Source organism: Shewanella surugensis (genome assembly GCF_023284005.1).
Taxonomy (GTDB): Bacteria; Pseudomonadota; Gammaproteobacteria; order Enterobacterales; family Shewanellaceae; genus Shewanella; species Shewanella surugensis.
This window is the reverse complement of sequence record NZ_JAKIKS010000037.1, coordinates 13,595-28,287: the sequence shown is the minus strand read 5'-3', so window position 1 is coordinate 28,287 and position 14,693 is coordinate 13,595. Positions and strand designations below refer to the sequence as shown.

Genomic DNA, 14,693 nt, shown 5'->3' with positions numbered 1-14,693 from the left:
CTGAAGATAAACCTGAGGAGACGATTATGACCAATAAACTGGGTAACATTTCACGCCAGCAGCAAGTCGATGTGATTAAAAAAGATTGGGCTGAAAACCCACGTTGGAAAAATGTCAATCGTCCTTATAGTGCTGAAGAAGTGCTTGCATTAAGAGGCTCCTTAGTGCCTGAAAATACCATCGCTAAGCTGGGCGCCGCAAGGCTTTGGGAGTTGGTTCACGGTGAGGCGAGAAAAGGCTATGTGAATTCTTTAGGAACGCTTTCAGGTGGGCAAGCAGTGCAGCAAGCAAAAGCCGGCATTGAAGCCATCTATTTATCTGGATGGCAAGTCGCTGCTGATGCGAATTTGTCGGGCAATATGTACCCAGACCAATCTTTATACCCGTCTAATTCAGTACCTGCTGTGGTATCGAATGTGAATAATGCTTTTCGCCGAGCGGATCAGGTTCAATGGTCCAGTGGGCATAATCCAGGAGATAAAGGTTATGTTAACTACTTTTTACCTATCGTTGCTGATGCCGAAGCAGGATTTGGTGGCGTACTGAATGCATTTGAGTTGATGAAGAGTATGATTGATGCTGGCGCGGCTGGGGTTCATTTTGAAGATCAATTAGCCTCAGTTAAAAAGTGTGGTCATATGGGGGGAAAAGTATTGGTACCGACAAAAGAGGCGGTGCAAAAGTTGATTTCAGCAAGGTTGGCAGCAGATGTGTGCGGTGTTGAAACCTTAGTAATAGCAAGAACAGATGCCAATGGTGCCGATCTATTAACATCAGATTGCGATCCACAGGATAGAGATTTTATCACGGGTGAGCGCACCGAAGAGGGATTTTTTAAAGTGAGGGCGGGTATTGACCAAGCCATTTCTCGCGGCTTAGCCTATGCGCCGTTTGCTGATTTGTTATGGTGTGAAACGGCGACGCCTTGTTTAGACGAAGCCAGACGCTTTGCCGATGCGATACATGAACATTTTCCTGAACAGTTAATGGCTTACAATTGCTCTCCTTCATTTAATTGGAAGAAAAGTTTAACGGATGAGCAGATTTCTCACTTCCAGCAAGAGCTCTCTGATATGGGGTATAAGTATCAGTTTATCACCTTGGCTGGGATCCATAGCATGTGGTACAACATGTTCGATCTTGCTTATGATACCGCTCGAGGTGAGGGCATGACACATTATGTTGAAAAAGTGCAAGAAGCCGAGTTTGCTGCCGCCAAAAAAGGCTACAGTTTTGTGGCTCATCAACAAGAAGTGGGTACGGGATATTTTGATCGTGTCACTAATATTATTCAAGGGGGCCACTCATCGGTGACGGCATTGACCGGATCGACAGAGGAACAACAATTCTATGTCAATAAAGCGTAGATGGAACGCTATTTTAGTTTGGCTCGTCATGGTTTAAAGAGATCATTATTCGATGACGTATTGACTGGGGTGAGTGAAGATAAATAAAGTAGGATAACTGATTTTCGATTGTAATATTTACCGTACAGTCTCCAACCGAGCTGTACGGTCTTTTCTTTCATCCGAGTAAAGCTTACTTACTGATATAAAAATCTAATGCCAGTGGATCGGGTCTAACTTGTAAAAATGGCTCAGCTCTCGATAGAGCGCGGGATGTTGCTGAACAAAATCATGGGGCTTCTCAAAAAATACTTCACTAATCACAGCAAAAAATTCCGCTGGGTTGGTTGCACCATAATAGCTGAAAAGTGAGATTTGTTGATGTTTAGCTGCTGTGACTAACAACGCATATTCATCGGCTAACACCTTAGACCAAGATTGATAATCTTCCATTCGGTTTAAAATGGGGGCGCCATTAGCTGTGCCGTTTTCTTGATCCAGCTGATGAGCAAACTCGTGGATCACCACGTTATTGCCTTCAAATGGATGGGAGGCATTATCTTGGGTGGTTTGCCAAGATAAAATCACTTTACCATTTTGCCATGATTCGCCGGATAGTACTTTGGGTTTTGAAGAGACAATTTGACCAATTTGTTCTGGATGTTCGACAACAAAAATAGAGGGGTAGACTAATATTTCGGTCAGTTTAGGGTAAAAATCGGTCTTTCGATTCAGTAATAATAAACAGGCTTGAGCGGCGATGGTTACCTTAATATCATCATCAACTTTCAGGCCTTGGCAGCCTACAAAGGTTTTTTCTGTGACAAAAACTTGAATAAGCTGTTTAAGTTGCAGTTGAAGATCCGTCGGCATGGCATTGAAATAAGGAAAACGCTGTTTAAGGATCAGGCGCCAAGTTTTAGGAAAAGGTTGAGATTTTATTTTTCTGCGTTTTGTTTCGACACGCCAATTACGTGACCATATCCAAGTAATGGCGCAGACGCTGATTAACATGATAATGAATATGACCATACTGACATCCTTTCATTGTACTTATCTTAAAGAGATAGGGGGTCTTTGGGGAATATTCAAGGCCATGCTTGAGATATTGGAAAGGGATAACGCAATAATGATTGGCATTCAATGGTTGGATTGCCATAATGAGGACATTGAAAATGTGAGGTGATAAAGATCCAATGGAGTCGACTATGTTGAACAATACCAGTATGGACGAACAAGCATTATTCGAGGCCATTCATCAAAAAATGCCTTTTGGAAAATATGCTGGACGAAAATTGTTAACCTTGCCTGAGCCTTATTTAGTTTGGTTTCATGCGAAAGGGTTTCCTGACGGTAAATTGGGGCAACAGTTAGCCTTAATGTATGAGATAAAACTTAATGGATTGGAATCCATGTTACAACCCTTATTAGAGGTTAGAGGCTAACTTTTAATCTTAAAATGATTCGAGAAAAGATCGTTATGTCAGCGGATGGTTAAGGGTATAAAGGCCAACTATGTTATTTATTATTCCTTATACAAAAGAGTATGCCTCTTGTGTGAGCCAGCTATTTCATGATGCCATTCATGCCATTGATGACGATGTGTATTCAGTCTTACACCAACAAGCATGGTCAAAAGCGCCGCGATCGAATTATCATTGGCAGAAGCGTTTATCGAATAGTCAAACTTGGCTGATGTTAGACGATACTCAATTATATCAAGCTCGGCCAAGATGTTGTGGTTTTATCAATGTTGAAATCGGCTATGTCAGCCGAGGTTATATCGATAGTTTATACGTGCATCCTAATTATCAACATCGAGGCATTGCGACGCGTTTATACCTCTGCCTGCAAGATTGGGCCTCAGCACAAGGTTTTACTCGCTTGAGTGTTGATGCGTCAGTATTGTCTAAGCCTTTATTTTTATCTCAAGGGTTCAAGCAGGTGCATCGAAGCTATCAAGAAAAGTCGGGTCAAGTGATAATGGGTTTTTTGATGGAGAAAGGTTTACAACCTTAAGTATCAAGGGCATAGGCTACAGAACGATATAAAATATTCAGAATGAAAAGAGAGAGAAGATTTTATCTCTTTTCAATGGAGACTTAAGTGACTGGTATAGTGGACATTCGGTATTAATACTTTTTGTAAGTTTCTGGTATTACTCATATGTTGAATGAAGGCTTCAGGTAAGGTTAAATCGGATAAATCTTTCATCCACCTAGAATTGAGTAACGGATGATAACCTTCTTTTCCAGAGACAGTATAGTCAGATGAAACACCAATATAACATTGACTTCTATTGATTTTTTGCCATTGTTGTTGATTATGTTTATTAAATATTTCAATTTTTGTGATCCTTTCACCTTCTTTTGCTCGACCATCATAGAAATATCTCAATCCGTAAGCGTATGGGAAACCGCCTGCGCCAGAGCCTATCATGTTGTTGGTTGCGAGGTTAATGGCAGCCTCTAAGGTTTGAAATAAATATTGCCCCTCAATTTCATAAGTGACTAAAGGTAATTCAAAGGGAAGAATGCGGCCAATGACCTCAGCTAAGGTGAGCTGAGGATTAAGGGCTTTCACTTCATGGTACATACTGCGACAGACCCAAGGGCAAATTTCACTACCATGGGGTAATGAGGTGCTGGGTATACGAGTATGAATTAAGTTTTTGGGCAGAAATCCGAGGATCTTTTCTTGTAAGCGGGCAATGGTCGGGCGATATTGAGTACTGATGATCGCTTCCATTTCATGGTCTTCTTCATTCCAAGCAATATTCCTATGGCCTAATAATTGTTGATGTGCCCAGTCATGATCTTCCGGTTTGATTTTTTGAGGAGAACTTAAACTGAATTGATGATCCAGCATAAAGTGATTATGGCCATTGAGTGAGGTGACCTGCCCTGAACTATCGAATTCTATTTCTGCAAGGCCTAAGGTCTCTGCATGTTTTCCTGCATGTAAGATGCGGGTGTTGTTAACTTTTTCACCGTAGGGCGTAGCAGTGAGTCCTAATGAAGAAAAATCGCCTTGAAGGCTGTGGCTATGTCCACCGACAATCAGACTGATCCCTGGGACTTTTTCTGCGAGTAGGCGATCTTGGGTTATGCCGAGGTGACTTAAAATGATGATGTGCACAATACCTTGTTGTTTCAGTTTTTCGACGGTTGTGATTGTCGTTTGAATGGAATTTCTAAAATGCGTGTCGAGATCGGGCCTGGCAATATTATGCATTTCTTCTAATGTGATCCCTATAATCGCCATGGTCTTATCTTGTAGAGACTTGAATAATACTTTTGCTGTTTGAGTCTCTGTATCGTAATCCAGTAAGTTTTTATGCTGAGCCATTTTTTCGATTTTATTAGGCGATTCTTGGCTGAGATCCATATTACCTGCGAGTAAAGGAAATTGTATTTCATCTAGAAAAGCTTTTACGGGCGCGTTACCTGCATTCATTTCATGGTTGCCTAATACCATAGCATCAGGTTTGAGTATATTGAGTAAGTGTGAATTGGCTTTCCCTTTGAACTGACTGTAATAGAGCGTTCCTTCGAAACTATCCACCAGCATGCAGAAATAAGAACGCTTGTTGTTGCCGTTTGGCTTGTTGCTGAGCGCATTTGATATGATGACTCAGGCGAGAATATCCTCCACTTCGACTGTGGAGAGTTAAGCGTCTATTGTCACGAATGAGATCAAATTTTACATCGCTTGGATCAAAGTGCGAATGGGTATCATTGATGTGGGCAAGTATCAATGAATATGTCGGTGCCATATTTATTTAACCTAAAGATGAGTTTAATGCCGTTCAGGTTATAGGAGGCTATCTGTATATAAACTGAATTTTTATTTAGTGATTGCTCTAAAAAAGGCTTTTTTATCGATTATTTTTATATTCAGTCTACGTAGTGACAGTATTTATCAGTAAAGGTTATAAGTTATATTTATTAAAACAATAGGTTGAGTTTTATTTATCTCTTTCACATTTACTTATTATTTGGATTAAACCTTAAGATTTGGATGCACGGGGATGAAATGACGCGCTACTTCAAAAAATAGCGCTAAAAATATGATTTATTTAAAAATGATGATGACTTGATGAAAATCAGCCTAAAAGTGCATTAATGATGACTAGTATAATGCACTTGAAGAGGTAATGTTTGTTCTAAATCTTGCTCTTTTTGCATAAACTGAATAAAGGCTTGAGCCAATGACAGTTCACTAATCGGGCGTTGCCATTTGGCTTGTTGTAAGGCCTGATAACCCTCTTTACCCGATGCGGTATATTCAGATGACACTCCCACATAATAGTGGTCCACATTAACAGGTTTCCATGACTCTTGCTGATTTTTAGAGTGATGTTCTTCTTGTATCAGAATATCCAATTGCGTGATGCGTTGCCCCAATGGACGACGGCCATCATAAAAGTAGCGTAATCCATAAGCGTAAGGAAAACTGCCAGCCCCTGTGCCTATGACACTGTTATTGGTCGCATGGTTAATAGAAGACTCAATGGCTTGATAGAGATAACGACCTTGAATTTGATATTTAACTAAAGGTAAATCAAAGGGCAGTAGCCGGCCAACGACTTCGGCCAGCGTTAAGTGACCTTTTGCCAGCGATTGGCGCACACCGCCTGCGTTATGCAGGGCGAAGTCAATTGTTTCATCCAATATTCTTGTTTCATGGTAAATACTGCGGCTTATCCAGGGGGATATTTCACTACCGTGGGGGAGGGCTTTACTGGGTAGGCGAGTGTGAATAAGATTTTTGGGAACAAAATTAATAATCTGCTCTTCAAGTGCAATGAGTGTAGGACGATAAAGCGTGTCGATGGTCTGCCTTATATTGGCTGCTTCATCATCCCATAAGATAGAGGGATGAGCACTAAGTTGGGCATGGGCCCACGCATAATCATCAGTTGCTACGCCTTGAGCAGATTCAAGCATAAATTGCTTATCGAGCATGAAATAATTGTGGCCATTGAGCAGGGTGACTCGCCCTTCTGCGTTAAATTCTATATCGGCAATACCCAGTGTTTCGGCATATTTTCCCGCATGGAGGATAGGGATAGTGTTAACTCTTTCTCCGTAAGGCAGGTAAGGGAGACCAAATTGGGTAAAATCATCTTGTAAGCTGTGAGAGTGACCCCCAATGATGAGACTGATGTCGGGGATCTGTTGTGCTAAGGCTCTGTCTTGCGTTAAGCCTAAATGACTTAAAATAATGATATGGTCAATGCCTTGCTTTTTGAGCTTATCGACGGTTCGTTGAGTCGTTTCAATGGCGTCAACAAAGTGAGTGTCGGGATCAGGCCGCGCAATCTCTTTCATTTGATCGAGAGTGATCCCCACAATAGCCAAGGTTTTATCTTGGAGAGGCTTTAATAACACTTTGGCCGTTTGCGTTTGTGGATCAAAATCCAATAAGTTTTTGTGATCCCTTAATCGAGTTGTTTTGCCTATGTCCTCTTGGCTTAAGTCCATATTACCGGCCAATAAAGGGAAGTCGATATTATTTAAAAAAGACAACACCGGTCCATTACCAGCATCAATTTCATGATTGCCGAGTACCATTGCATCGGGCTTGAGTAAATTGAGTAAATGGGCATTGGCTTTGCCTTTAAACTCACGAAAATACAAGGTGCCTTGAAAGCTGTCGCCGCCATGGAGAAATAAGAAGGATTGCTGATCGTCTAAGGCTTGTTGGCGCGCTTTTTCTATTTGAAAAGCGAGTCTTGAATATCCGCCACTATGGGTATGTAATGATAATGCTTTATCTTTGTGCTCGAAATTAAAATGGATGCGATTGGGATCAAAATGAGAATGGGTGTCGTTGATATGAGCCAGTTTACAAGAATAGATTACAGTCATTATTACCTCTTATTAGTACAAGGATTATAGCCAAACCACTTAGGCCTTCAAGTGGTTTGCGAGGTTAATTCTTGTTAAGCTTGGTTTGTATGCCCAAGTGATATGAAAATGCGAGTGTTATTGAGATCTCGGGGGCTTGTCTATACTGTTAATTATTGCCCCGATATTCGGATCCCTTTTTGTTGTATGCGTTTTTGCCAGAGCTGTCTAGCGAGTTGCTGCATATCAGCCGCGGGATCGTTACTGTCTACAATTTCTAAACCGAGTAATGACTCAACAATATCTTCCAGAGTAATGATGCCTAAATCACAACCGTACTCATCAACTACCATCGCAATCTTAGTACTGCGCTTAATCATCAATTGAAATAAAGGTAAAATTTTGGCCGTTTCGGGCACAATTAATAGCGATTGTTTTAAAATGGCTACATATTCAGCGGGGGTGGTATTGGCGGCATTAATGGCATCATGACGATTAATAAAGCCTATGATATCGTCGGGGTCTTTATCATATATCGGAATACGAGAAAAAGGAGAATGCAGATGTTGATAAGTAAAATCTTTTAATGTCATTGACATCGGCAATTTAAATACCACTGTTCTAGGCGTCATTATGGTGGTGACAGGCATTTCTTTTACGTTAAGCATTTGAATGAGAATATGGGATTCTTGTTCGTCCAATTCTCCCGACTCTTTGCCTATTTGGGCCATAGAGCTAATTTCTTGGCGAATATACAATCCTTGATCGCCTTTACCCAATAATTGTGTTGCTCTGCTAGAGAGCCAAATTAACGGTAAGGTGGTTTTTTCCATCCATAAAATAAACAGCGATGTCAGTGGGGCTAGGCGGCGCCAGTGATTGGCCCCTAAAGTCTTAGGGATAATTTCTGACAAAAATAAAATAAGGAAAGTGAGTACAGCAGAAAAAACACCAAACATTTGATCGCCAAAAATTTTACTGGCTTGAGCCCCTGCGACTGCCGCTCCGACGGTATGAGACATGGTGTTGAGCGTTAAAATAGAAACCAAGGGGGATTCAATATTGTTTCTTTGCTTTTTCAGGCGAGCAGCAGAAACGGCATCACTTTGACTGAGTGTCGTAATATAGCTATTAGTCACAGACAGTAATACGGCTTCAAATATACTGCATATAAAAGAGACAGTTAATGCAAGTAAGACAATGATGACTAAGGTGAGCATAGTGTGGAGATCCAAGCTTGATTGGACAAACGGGTGAGCAGGATAACATTTATCGGTGAGTGAGCACTATTTGTGTTGACTTGCCGATGACGAAAACTAGCTAAAATATGCTGATTTCTGTATAATTTGCTGTCCTGCAGCAGGTACTAGGTTTTGAGGTTAGTTACAATGAGTGAAAAAAAGATCAATTTATTGGATCTTGATCGTAAATCAATGCGAGCATTATTTGCCGATATGGGAGAAAAACCCTTTCGCGCCGATCAGCTGATGAAATGGCTTTATCACTTTGGTGTAAGTGATTTCGAACAAATGACAAATATTAATAAGGTGTTGCGGGCTAAATTAGCGCAACGCTGTGAAGTGGTTGCACCGGGTATTTCCAGCTATCAAAAATCAGCTGATGGCACCATTAAATTTGCGATTAATGTGGGGCAAGGCCAAGAAGTCGAAACGGTTTATATTCCAGAAGATGAAAGAGCCACCTTGTGTGTGTCTTCTCAAGTGGGCTGTGCCCTTGAATGTACTTTTTGTTCGACAGCTCAGCAAGGTTTTAACCGCAATTTAACCGTATCTGAAATAGTGGGACAAATTTGGCGAGTCGCCGAATTTTTAGGTTTTCAAAAGGATACGGGTGAGCGTCCTATTACCAATGTAGTGATGATGGGAATGGGCGAACCGTTGCTTAATTTGAAAAATGTCGTTCCTGCTATGGATATCATGCTTGATGATTTCGGTTTTAGTTTGTCTAAGCGTCGTGTGACGTTATCCACTTCCGGTGTGGTGCCCGCATTAGACAAATTAGGTGATATGATTGATGTGGCATTAGCGGTCAGTATTCATGCACCAAATGATGAATTGCGTGATGTCCTTGTTCCTGTCAATAAAAAATATCCTTTAGAGGCGTTTTTAGCGGGGATCCGCCGTTATTTAGCAAAATCTAATGCCAATCGTGGTCGAGTTACCGTTGAATATGTGATGTTAGATCATATCAATGACAGTACAGAGCAAGCGCATGAATTAGCGCAGGTAATGAAAGATACTCCTTGTAAAATTAATCTTATTCCGTTTAACCCTTACCCTGGATCACCGTATGGACGTTCCTCTAACTCTCGTATCGATAGGTTTTCTAAGGTATTAATGAGTTATAATTTAACGGTCATCGTGCGTAAAACCCGTGGGGATGACATTGATGCTGCCTGTGGGCAACTGGCGGGTGATATTAAAGATAGAACTCAGCGTTTGGCGAAAAAACGCATGCAAGAGAATCAAATTTCAGTCACAATAGGCTAACTTTTTGATCAACTGATTAAAATGGATCTTGGCTCATGCGACAAGGAATGCGACAAGGAATGCGACAAAAATGGCGAAAAGGAATGGGCGGCTGGCGTATTTTGTTGCTGATATCCTTGAGTTTAGTGGGATGTGTGACACAGAGGACGTATGTTGGGACAGGTAAGCCTGTTTCGGATACGGTGTTTAATGGACTGGCAGCGGCGAAGCAGCGGGTCCAATTAGCACTGATGTATTTACACAAAGGTAATAACGAGCAAGCGAAATATAACTTAGATAAAGCCTTTCTTTACGCGCCGAAATTAGAAGCCGTTAATTTAGCTTTAGCTTATTACCATCAGTCTGTAGGTGATAAAGTGCATACAAAGCAGGCGTTTCAAGATGCATTAGATGCCGATGATGTCTCGGGTGATAGTTTTAATAATTTTGGCGTGTTTTTATGTCAGCAAGGCCAATATACTGAAGCTGAAAAGCAGTTTTTAAAGGCGGTGTCAGAACTCAGTTATACCGAGTTTTCTGCGACCTATGAAAATTTAGGGATCTGTAGCCGCAAAGCGGGAAAATTAGAAAAAGCGCGAAACTATTTCCATAAAGCGTTAAGATACAATCCGAGAAGAAAGACATCGTTACTTGAACTGGTTGAAATTGAAGTAGAATTAGGTGATTTTGTTGCCGCGCATGAGCAGTTGACTCGTTATTACAAGGTATTACCAAGAACAACGGAAAGTTTAGCGCTGGGGAGCAAAATTGGACAGGGTCTTGATGAGAGCGTGGCGACAAGCACATTCTAATGAATGATTGAGCGTCACAATCATCTGACATAACCATATAATATCGGGCTAGTATGCACTAATGAAAAAGAAACATATTGAGTTGCCCAACGATGGCGATAATGATGAAGCGGTGAATAAAGAGCCCACTTTAGGTGAAAAACTAAAAAGTGCCCGTGAAACGAAAGGTTTATCCGTTGCTGAAGTCGCACAACGGCTTAACTTAAGACCGATTATTGTGGAGAAAATTGAGGCTGATGATTTCTCCGAGCTTGGCGGAACGACTTACGTTAGAGGCTACGTTAAGAATTTTGCCAGAATAGTACAAGCCGATCCCGATGACATTCAAGCCTGTTTAAATACCATATTGGCGAATGATAAACAGCCCAATATGCAAAGCTTTTCTCGACGAACCACTCGTCAAGCCAGAGATGGTCGATTAATGCTGCTCACCTATCTGATAGCCATTGTGTTGTTGGCTTTGTTGGTTTGGTGGTGGATACAGAAATCGTCGATGGAAACCGAATTGGATATTTCTCAACCGACCGTTGAAGAAGTGGCTGAAGGTCATCAGATGTTAGATCAAAGCACTATCGATGCGACTCAAGCGAATGCAGCTGCTGTGAATAAGGATCTAATGACTTTAGATAATCCTTTACCTGCGACTCATAGTCTTTCTGCTGTCCCTTCAACCAGTGTGAACAATGACGCTGCGAATGCCAATAATGACATTCGTGTATCGACCAATGGCGATAATGGCGCCGCGTCCGCACAATCGACACTGGTGTTTAATTTAAGTGGTGATTGCTGGGTTAAAGTCACGGATGAGACCGGTAAGGTACTGACTTCAGGTCTTAAACAGGCTAATGATACGGTGAGTTTATCAGGACAAGCACCTTTTGCTGTGCTACTTGGAGCCCCCCAATCTGTAACGGTTTCGTTTAATGATCAAAATGTCAATTTAGCGTCTTTTCCTAGCGGTAAAGTGGCCCGTTTGACCATTCCGCTTGGTGAATAATAGAGCAAATTAATCATGTACAATGAATCTCCAATAATTAGACGTCCTTCAACCCGCATTTACGTAGGTGATGTGCCTATTGGTGATGGTGCGCCTATTGCTGTGCAATCAATGACCAATACCCGCACCACGGATGTCGCAGCGACAGTGGCACAAATTAACGCGCTTGAAAATGTGGGAGCGGATTTAGTCAGAGTGTCTATTCCCACCATGGACGCCGCTGAAGCTTTTAAACAAATTAAACTGCAAACGCAAATTCCCCTGATTGCCGATATCCATTTTGATTACCGAATTGCCCTCAAAGTGGCAGAGTACGGTGTGGATTGTCTGCGTATTAATCCGGGTAATATTGGTAATGAAGATCGCATTCGTAGCGTGGTTGAATGTGCTCGGGATAGTAATATTCCTATTCGTATTGGTGTGAATGGCGGCTCACTTGAAAAAGAGTTAATGGATAAGTACAAGGAGCCAACCCCCGAAGCGCTATTTGAATCTGCGATGCGTCATGTCGATATTTTAGACAGGTTGAACTTCGATCAATTTAAAGTCAGTGTAAAGGCATCGGACGTGTTCTTAGCGGTCGAGTCTTACCGTTTATTGGCTAAACAAATCAACCAACCCTTGCATTTAGGCATTACTGAAGCGGGCGGCGCGCGTGCAGGCTCCGTGAAGTCAGCTGTAGGTCTTGGTATGTTACTGGCTGAAGGGATCGGGGACACGTTACGTATTTCGCTTGCTGCCGATCCTATTGAAGAAATTAAAGTCGGCTTCGATATTTTAAAGTCGCTGCGGATCCGCTCGCGAGGCATTAATTTTATTGCTTGTCCTTCTTGCTCGCGTCAAGAGTTTGATGTGATTTCAACGGTCAATGCGCTTGAGCAGCGTTTAGACGATGTCACCACCGCCATGGATGTGTCGATTATTGGCTGCGTAGTCAATGGTCCCGGTGAAGCCTTAGTGTCAGATATCGGTTTAACCGGCGGACATCGTATGAGCGGTTATTATAAGGATGGCGTAAGACAAAAAGAGCGCTTCGATAATGACAATATTTTAGATTCATTAGAAGCCAAAATTCGCACAAAAGCGGCGTTATTAGAGAGTCGTATCCCCACCAAAGAAGTGAAATAATAACCCGTGTTCATAGAGCATTTGAAACACTGCAGCTCAAATGGCTTAGGGGACGTAGTGTTATTAATGGGGAACATCTTGAGTCAATGGCACCTACGCCTATATTAGGGGTTAGGGGCGTTTTCAATTTTATAGACTATAGAACGAGTTGATACAGTGGCAAAAACAATCCAAGCAATTCGCGGCATGAACGATATACTGCCGACACAAAGTCCAATATGGCAAAAAGTAGAGAATGTATTAAGAGAGTCAGTGAGTGCTTATGGCTACAGTGAAATTCGCACGCCGATTGTAGAAAGTACCGATCTTTTTAAACGCTCTATCGGTGAAGTGACGGACATTGTTGAAAAAGAAATGTACACCTTTGAAGATCGTAATGGCGATAGCTTAACATTACGACCCGAAGGTACAGCCTCTACTGTACGTGCAGGTAATCAACACGGCTTGTTATATAACCAAGAGCAGCGCTTGTGGTATATGGGTCCTATGTTCCGTCATGAGCGTCCTCAAAAAGGCCGTTACCGTCAATTTCACCAATTTGGTGTCGAAGTTTACGGTATTGCCAGCGCTGACAGTGATGCTGAAGTGTTAATGTTATCGGCGCGCCTATGGCAAAAGTTAGGCATTAGTGAACATGTTCGTTTAGAGATTAATACCTTAGGTGATAGTGATGAACGCGCGCAATATCGTGATGCATTGATCGCCTTTTTAGAAGACCACAAAGATGCATTAGATGAAGAGAGTCAGCGCCGGATGTACACCAATCCACTGCGGGTATTGGACACTAAAAATGCCAGTATTCAGGCCTTATTAGTGGATGCACCTGCGTTGAAGGATTATTTAGGTGAAGCATCTCGTCAACATTTTTCACATTTTTGTGAACTCTTAGACGCTGTGGGTATCCAATACACCATTAATCCTCGTCTCGTGCGTGGCTTAGATTATTATAATCGCACTGTTTTTGAATGGATAACCGATAGTCTAGGTGCTCAGGGTACGGTGTTAGCGGGTGGTCGTTATGATGGTTTAGTGGGTCAGCTCGGCGGTAAAGATACCCCCGCAGTGGGTTTTGCCATGGGCATTGAGCGTATTGTATTATTGCTTGAAACCTTAGCATTGACCAAAGACATTCCAGCGGCGGTTGATGTTTATGTCGCAGGGATGGGGGATAATTGCCGTATTGCGGCGGTAAAAATAGCAGAACAATTGCGTACAAGCTTACCCCACTGTAAAGTGATGACCCATTGTGGTGGCGGTAATGTAAAGAAACAAATGAAACGCGCGGATAATAGTGGTGCGAGTATTGCGCTCATTATTGGTGAAAATGAATTAGACAATAACCAAGTTGTGGTTAAGCACTTACGTGATGATAAAGGGCAAGCTGTGATTGCTCAAGATCTATTAGCGGCTTATATTGCAGAACTGATTTAATAGGGGAAGAGTACATGGAAATTTATAGCACAGAAGAACAACAAGTTGATGCTATCAAACAGTTCTGGAAAGATTATGGTACCTCTATCGTGATTGGTGCCGTGGTGGGTTTAGGTGGACTTGTTGGCTGGAATTATTATTCTGATCATCAAGTCACGCAAACGGAAACGGCCTCAGAGGCGTTTCAAGCGTTAACCGCGCCAAGTGAAACTGAAGCTCAATTGCTGACAGGTGCTGACAATTTTTCTAAAAATTACAGTGAGTCAGGTTATCAAGCTTTGATTGAGTTGATGGTCGCCAAGGCGGCTGTCGAGCAAGCGGATTATGATCGAGCCACTACAGCGCTCAAAAGTGTGATTGCCAGTAATCCGGACAAGAGTTTGGTGATGTTAGCGAGTATTCGTTTAGCGAGAGTGCAGGCGCAGCAAGGTCAATTTGCCGCGGCTATCGCCACCTTAGATCAAGTCAATGATCCGGCTTTTCTTGCTCAGCGAGATGAGTTAAAAGGGGATTTCTTGGTTCAGCAAGGTGAAGAAGATCAGGCTAAAGTGGCGTATCAATCGGCCGTTGATGAAGGTGGGATGACAACGAGCCCCGCTTTACAAATGAAGTTAGACAATTTAAATAAGGCATAAGGG

At 42.1% G+C, this 14,693-nt stretch carries 12 protein-coding genes and 1 pseudogene; 9 read left to right on the top strand and 4 right to left on the bottom strand.

Annotation, left to right across the window (positions count from 1 at the left end):
* Positions 1 to 26 precede the first annotated feature (26 nt).
* A complete protein-coding gene (aceA, locus tag L2764_RS11160) occupies positions 27 to 1,367 on the top strand; it encodes an isocitrate lyase (protein WP_248940292.1) in 1,341 nt (446 codons plus the stop codon).
* Positions 1,368 to 1,559: 192 nt separating this feature from the next.
* Here aceA and L2764_RS11155 read toward each other — a convergent pair whose 3' ends face one another.
* Positions 1,560 to 2,378 (bottom strand): M90 family metallopeptidase, encoded by an 819-nt coding sequence (locus L2764_RS11155; protein ID WP_248940291.1) that lies wholly within the window; start codon positions 2,376 to 2,378, stop codon positions 1,560 to 1,562.
* A gap of 194 nt (positions 2,379 to 2,572) precedes the next feature.
* On the opposite strand from L2764_RS11155, the gene L2764_RS11150 reads away from it, so the two are divergent.
* Together L2764_RS11150 and L2764_RS11145 are read left to right on the top strand one after the other, a co-directional pair.
* A complete protein-coding gene (locus tag L2764_RS11150; RefSeq protein WP_248940307.1) occupies positions 2,573 to 2,791 on the top strand; it encodes a DUF3820 family protein in 219 nt (72 codons plus the stop codon).
* 70 nt (positions 2,792 to 2,861) lie between these two features.
* A complete protein-coding gene (locus L2764_RS11145) occupies positions 2,862 to 3,365 on the top strand; it encodes a GNAT family N-acetyltransferase (RefSeq protein WP_248940290.1) in 504 nt (167 codons plus the stop codon).
* 72 nt (positions 3,366 to 3,437) lie between these two features.
* Here the strand turns inward: L2764_RS11145 and L2764_RS11140 are convergent.
* The 3 genes and pseudogenes from L2764_RS11140 to L2764_RS11130 all read right to left on the bottom strand — a co-directional run bounded on the left by L2764_RS11140 (position 3,438) and on the right by L2764_RS11130 (position 8,418).
* A pseudogene (locus L2764_RS11140) lies at positions 3,438 to 5,121 on the bottom strand (bifunctional metallophosphatase/5'-nucleotidase).
* 346 nt (positions 5,122 to 5,467) lie between these two features.
* Positions 5,468 to 7,219, bottom strand: coding sequence for a bifunctional metallophosphatase/5'-nucleotidase (locus L2764_RS11135; RefSeq protein ID WP_248940289.1), 1,752 nt, complete (start codon positions 7,217 to 7,219; stop codon positions 5,468 to 5,470).
* Positions 7,220 to 7,371: 152 nt separating this feature from the next.
* Positions 7,372 to 8,418 carry a CNNM domain-containing protein gene (locus L2764_RS11130; RefSeq protein ID WP_248940288.1) on the bottom strand — a complete coding sequence of 349 codons (1,047 nt, stop codon included), beginning with the start codon at positions 8,416 to 8,418 and terminating at the stop codon, positions 7,372 to 7,374.
* A gap of 168 nt (positions 8,419 to 8,586) precedes the next feature.
* On the opposite strand from L2764_RS11130, the gene rlmN reads away from it, so the two are divergent.
* The 6 genes from rlmN to L2764_RS11100 all read left to right on the top strand — a co-directional run bounded on the left by rlmN (position 8,587) and on the right by L2764_RS11100 (position 14,690).
* Positions 8,587 to 9,708, top strand: a complete 1,122-nt coding sequence (gene rlmN, locus L2764_RS11125) for a dual-specificity RNA methyltransferase RlmN (protein ID WP_248940287.1) — start codon at positions 8,587 to 8,589, stop codon at positions 9,706 to 9,708.
* Positions 9,709 to 9,743: 35 nt separating this feature from the next.
* A complete protein-coding gene (pilW, locus tag L2764_RS11120; protein WP_248940286.1) occupies positions 9,744 to 10,499 on the top strand; it encodes a type IV pilus biogenesis/stability protein PilW in 756 nt (251 codons plus the stop codon).
* Between the two features lie 61 nt (positions 10,500 to 10,560).
* Positions 10,561 to 11,496, top strand: coding sequence for a RodZ domain-containing protein (locus L2764_RS11115; RefSeq protein ID WP_248940285.1), 936 nt, complete (start codon positions 10,561 to 10,563; stop codon positions 11,494 to 11,496).
* Positions 11,497 to 11,511: 15 nt separating this feature from the next.
* Positions 11,512 to 12,624, top strand: coding sequence for a flavodoxin-dependent (E)-4-hydroxy-3-methylbut-2-enyl-diphosphate synthase (gene ispG / locus L2764_RS11110; RefSeq protein WP_248940284.1), 1,113 nt, complete (start codon positions 11,512 to 11,514; stop codon positions 12,622 to 12,624).
* Between the two features lie 156 nt (positions 12,625 to 12,780).
* Positions 12,781 to 14,055: a histidine--tRNA ligase gene (gene hisS, locus L2764_RS11105; protein ID WP_248940283.1), complete on the top strand. Its 1,275-nt coding sequence runs from the start codon at positions 12,781 to 12,783 to the stop codon at positions 14,053 to 14,055.
* A gap of 14 nt (positions 14,056 to 14,069) precedes the next feature.
* A complete protein-coding gene (locus L2764_RS11100) occupies positions 14,070 to 14,690 on the top strand; it encodes a YfgM family protein (RefSeq protein ID WP_248940282.1) in 621 nt (206 codons plus the stop codon).
* Positions 14,691 to 14,693 lie beyond the last annotated feature (3 nt).

Bases quoted from the DNA above. Each gene is read 5' to 3' on its own strand.
- aceA (WP_248940292.1), top strand. From the start codon at position 27: ATGACCAATAAACTGGGTAACATTTCACGCCAGCAGCAAGTCGATGTG.
- L2764_RS11155 (WP_248940291.1), bottom strand. From the start codon at position 2,378: ATGGTCATATTCATTATCATGTTAATCAGCGTCTGCGCCATTACTTGG.
- L2764_RS11150 (WP_248940307.1), top strand. From the start codon at position 2,573: ATGGACGAACAAGCATTATTCGAGGCCATTCATCAAAAAATGCCTTTT.
- L2764_RS11145 (WP_248940290.1), top strand. From the start codon at position 2,862: ATGTTATTTATTATTCCTTATACAAAAGAGTATGCCTCTTGTGTGAGC.
- L2764_RS11135 (WP_248940289.1), bottom strand. From the start codon at position 7,219: ATGACTGTAATCTATTCTTGTAAACTGGCTCATATCAACGACACCCAT.
- L2764_RS11130 (WP_248940288.1), bottom strand. From the start codon at position 8,418: ATGCTCACCTTAGTCATCATTGTCTTACTTGCATTAACTGTCTCTTTT.
- rlmN (WP_248940287.1), top strand. From the start codon at position 8,587: ATGAGTGAAAAAAAGATCAATTTATTGGATCTTGATCGTAAATCAATG.
- pilW (WP_248940286.1), top strand. From the start codon at position 9,744: ATGCGACAAGGAATGCGACAAGGAATGCGACAAAAATGGCGAAAAGGA.
- L2764_RS11115 (WP_248940285.1), top strand. From the start codon at position 10,561: ATGAAAAAGAAACATATTGAGTTGCCCAACGATGGCGATAATGATGAA.
- ispG (WP_248940284.1), top strand. From the start codon at position 11,512: ATGTACAATGAATCTCCAATAATTAGACGTCCTTCAACCCGCATTTAC.
- L2764_RS11100 (WP_248940282.1), top strand. From the start codon at position 14,070: ATGGAAATTTATAGCACAGAAGAACAACAAGTTGATGCTATCAAACAG.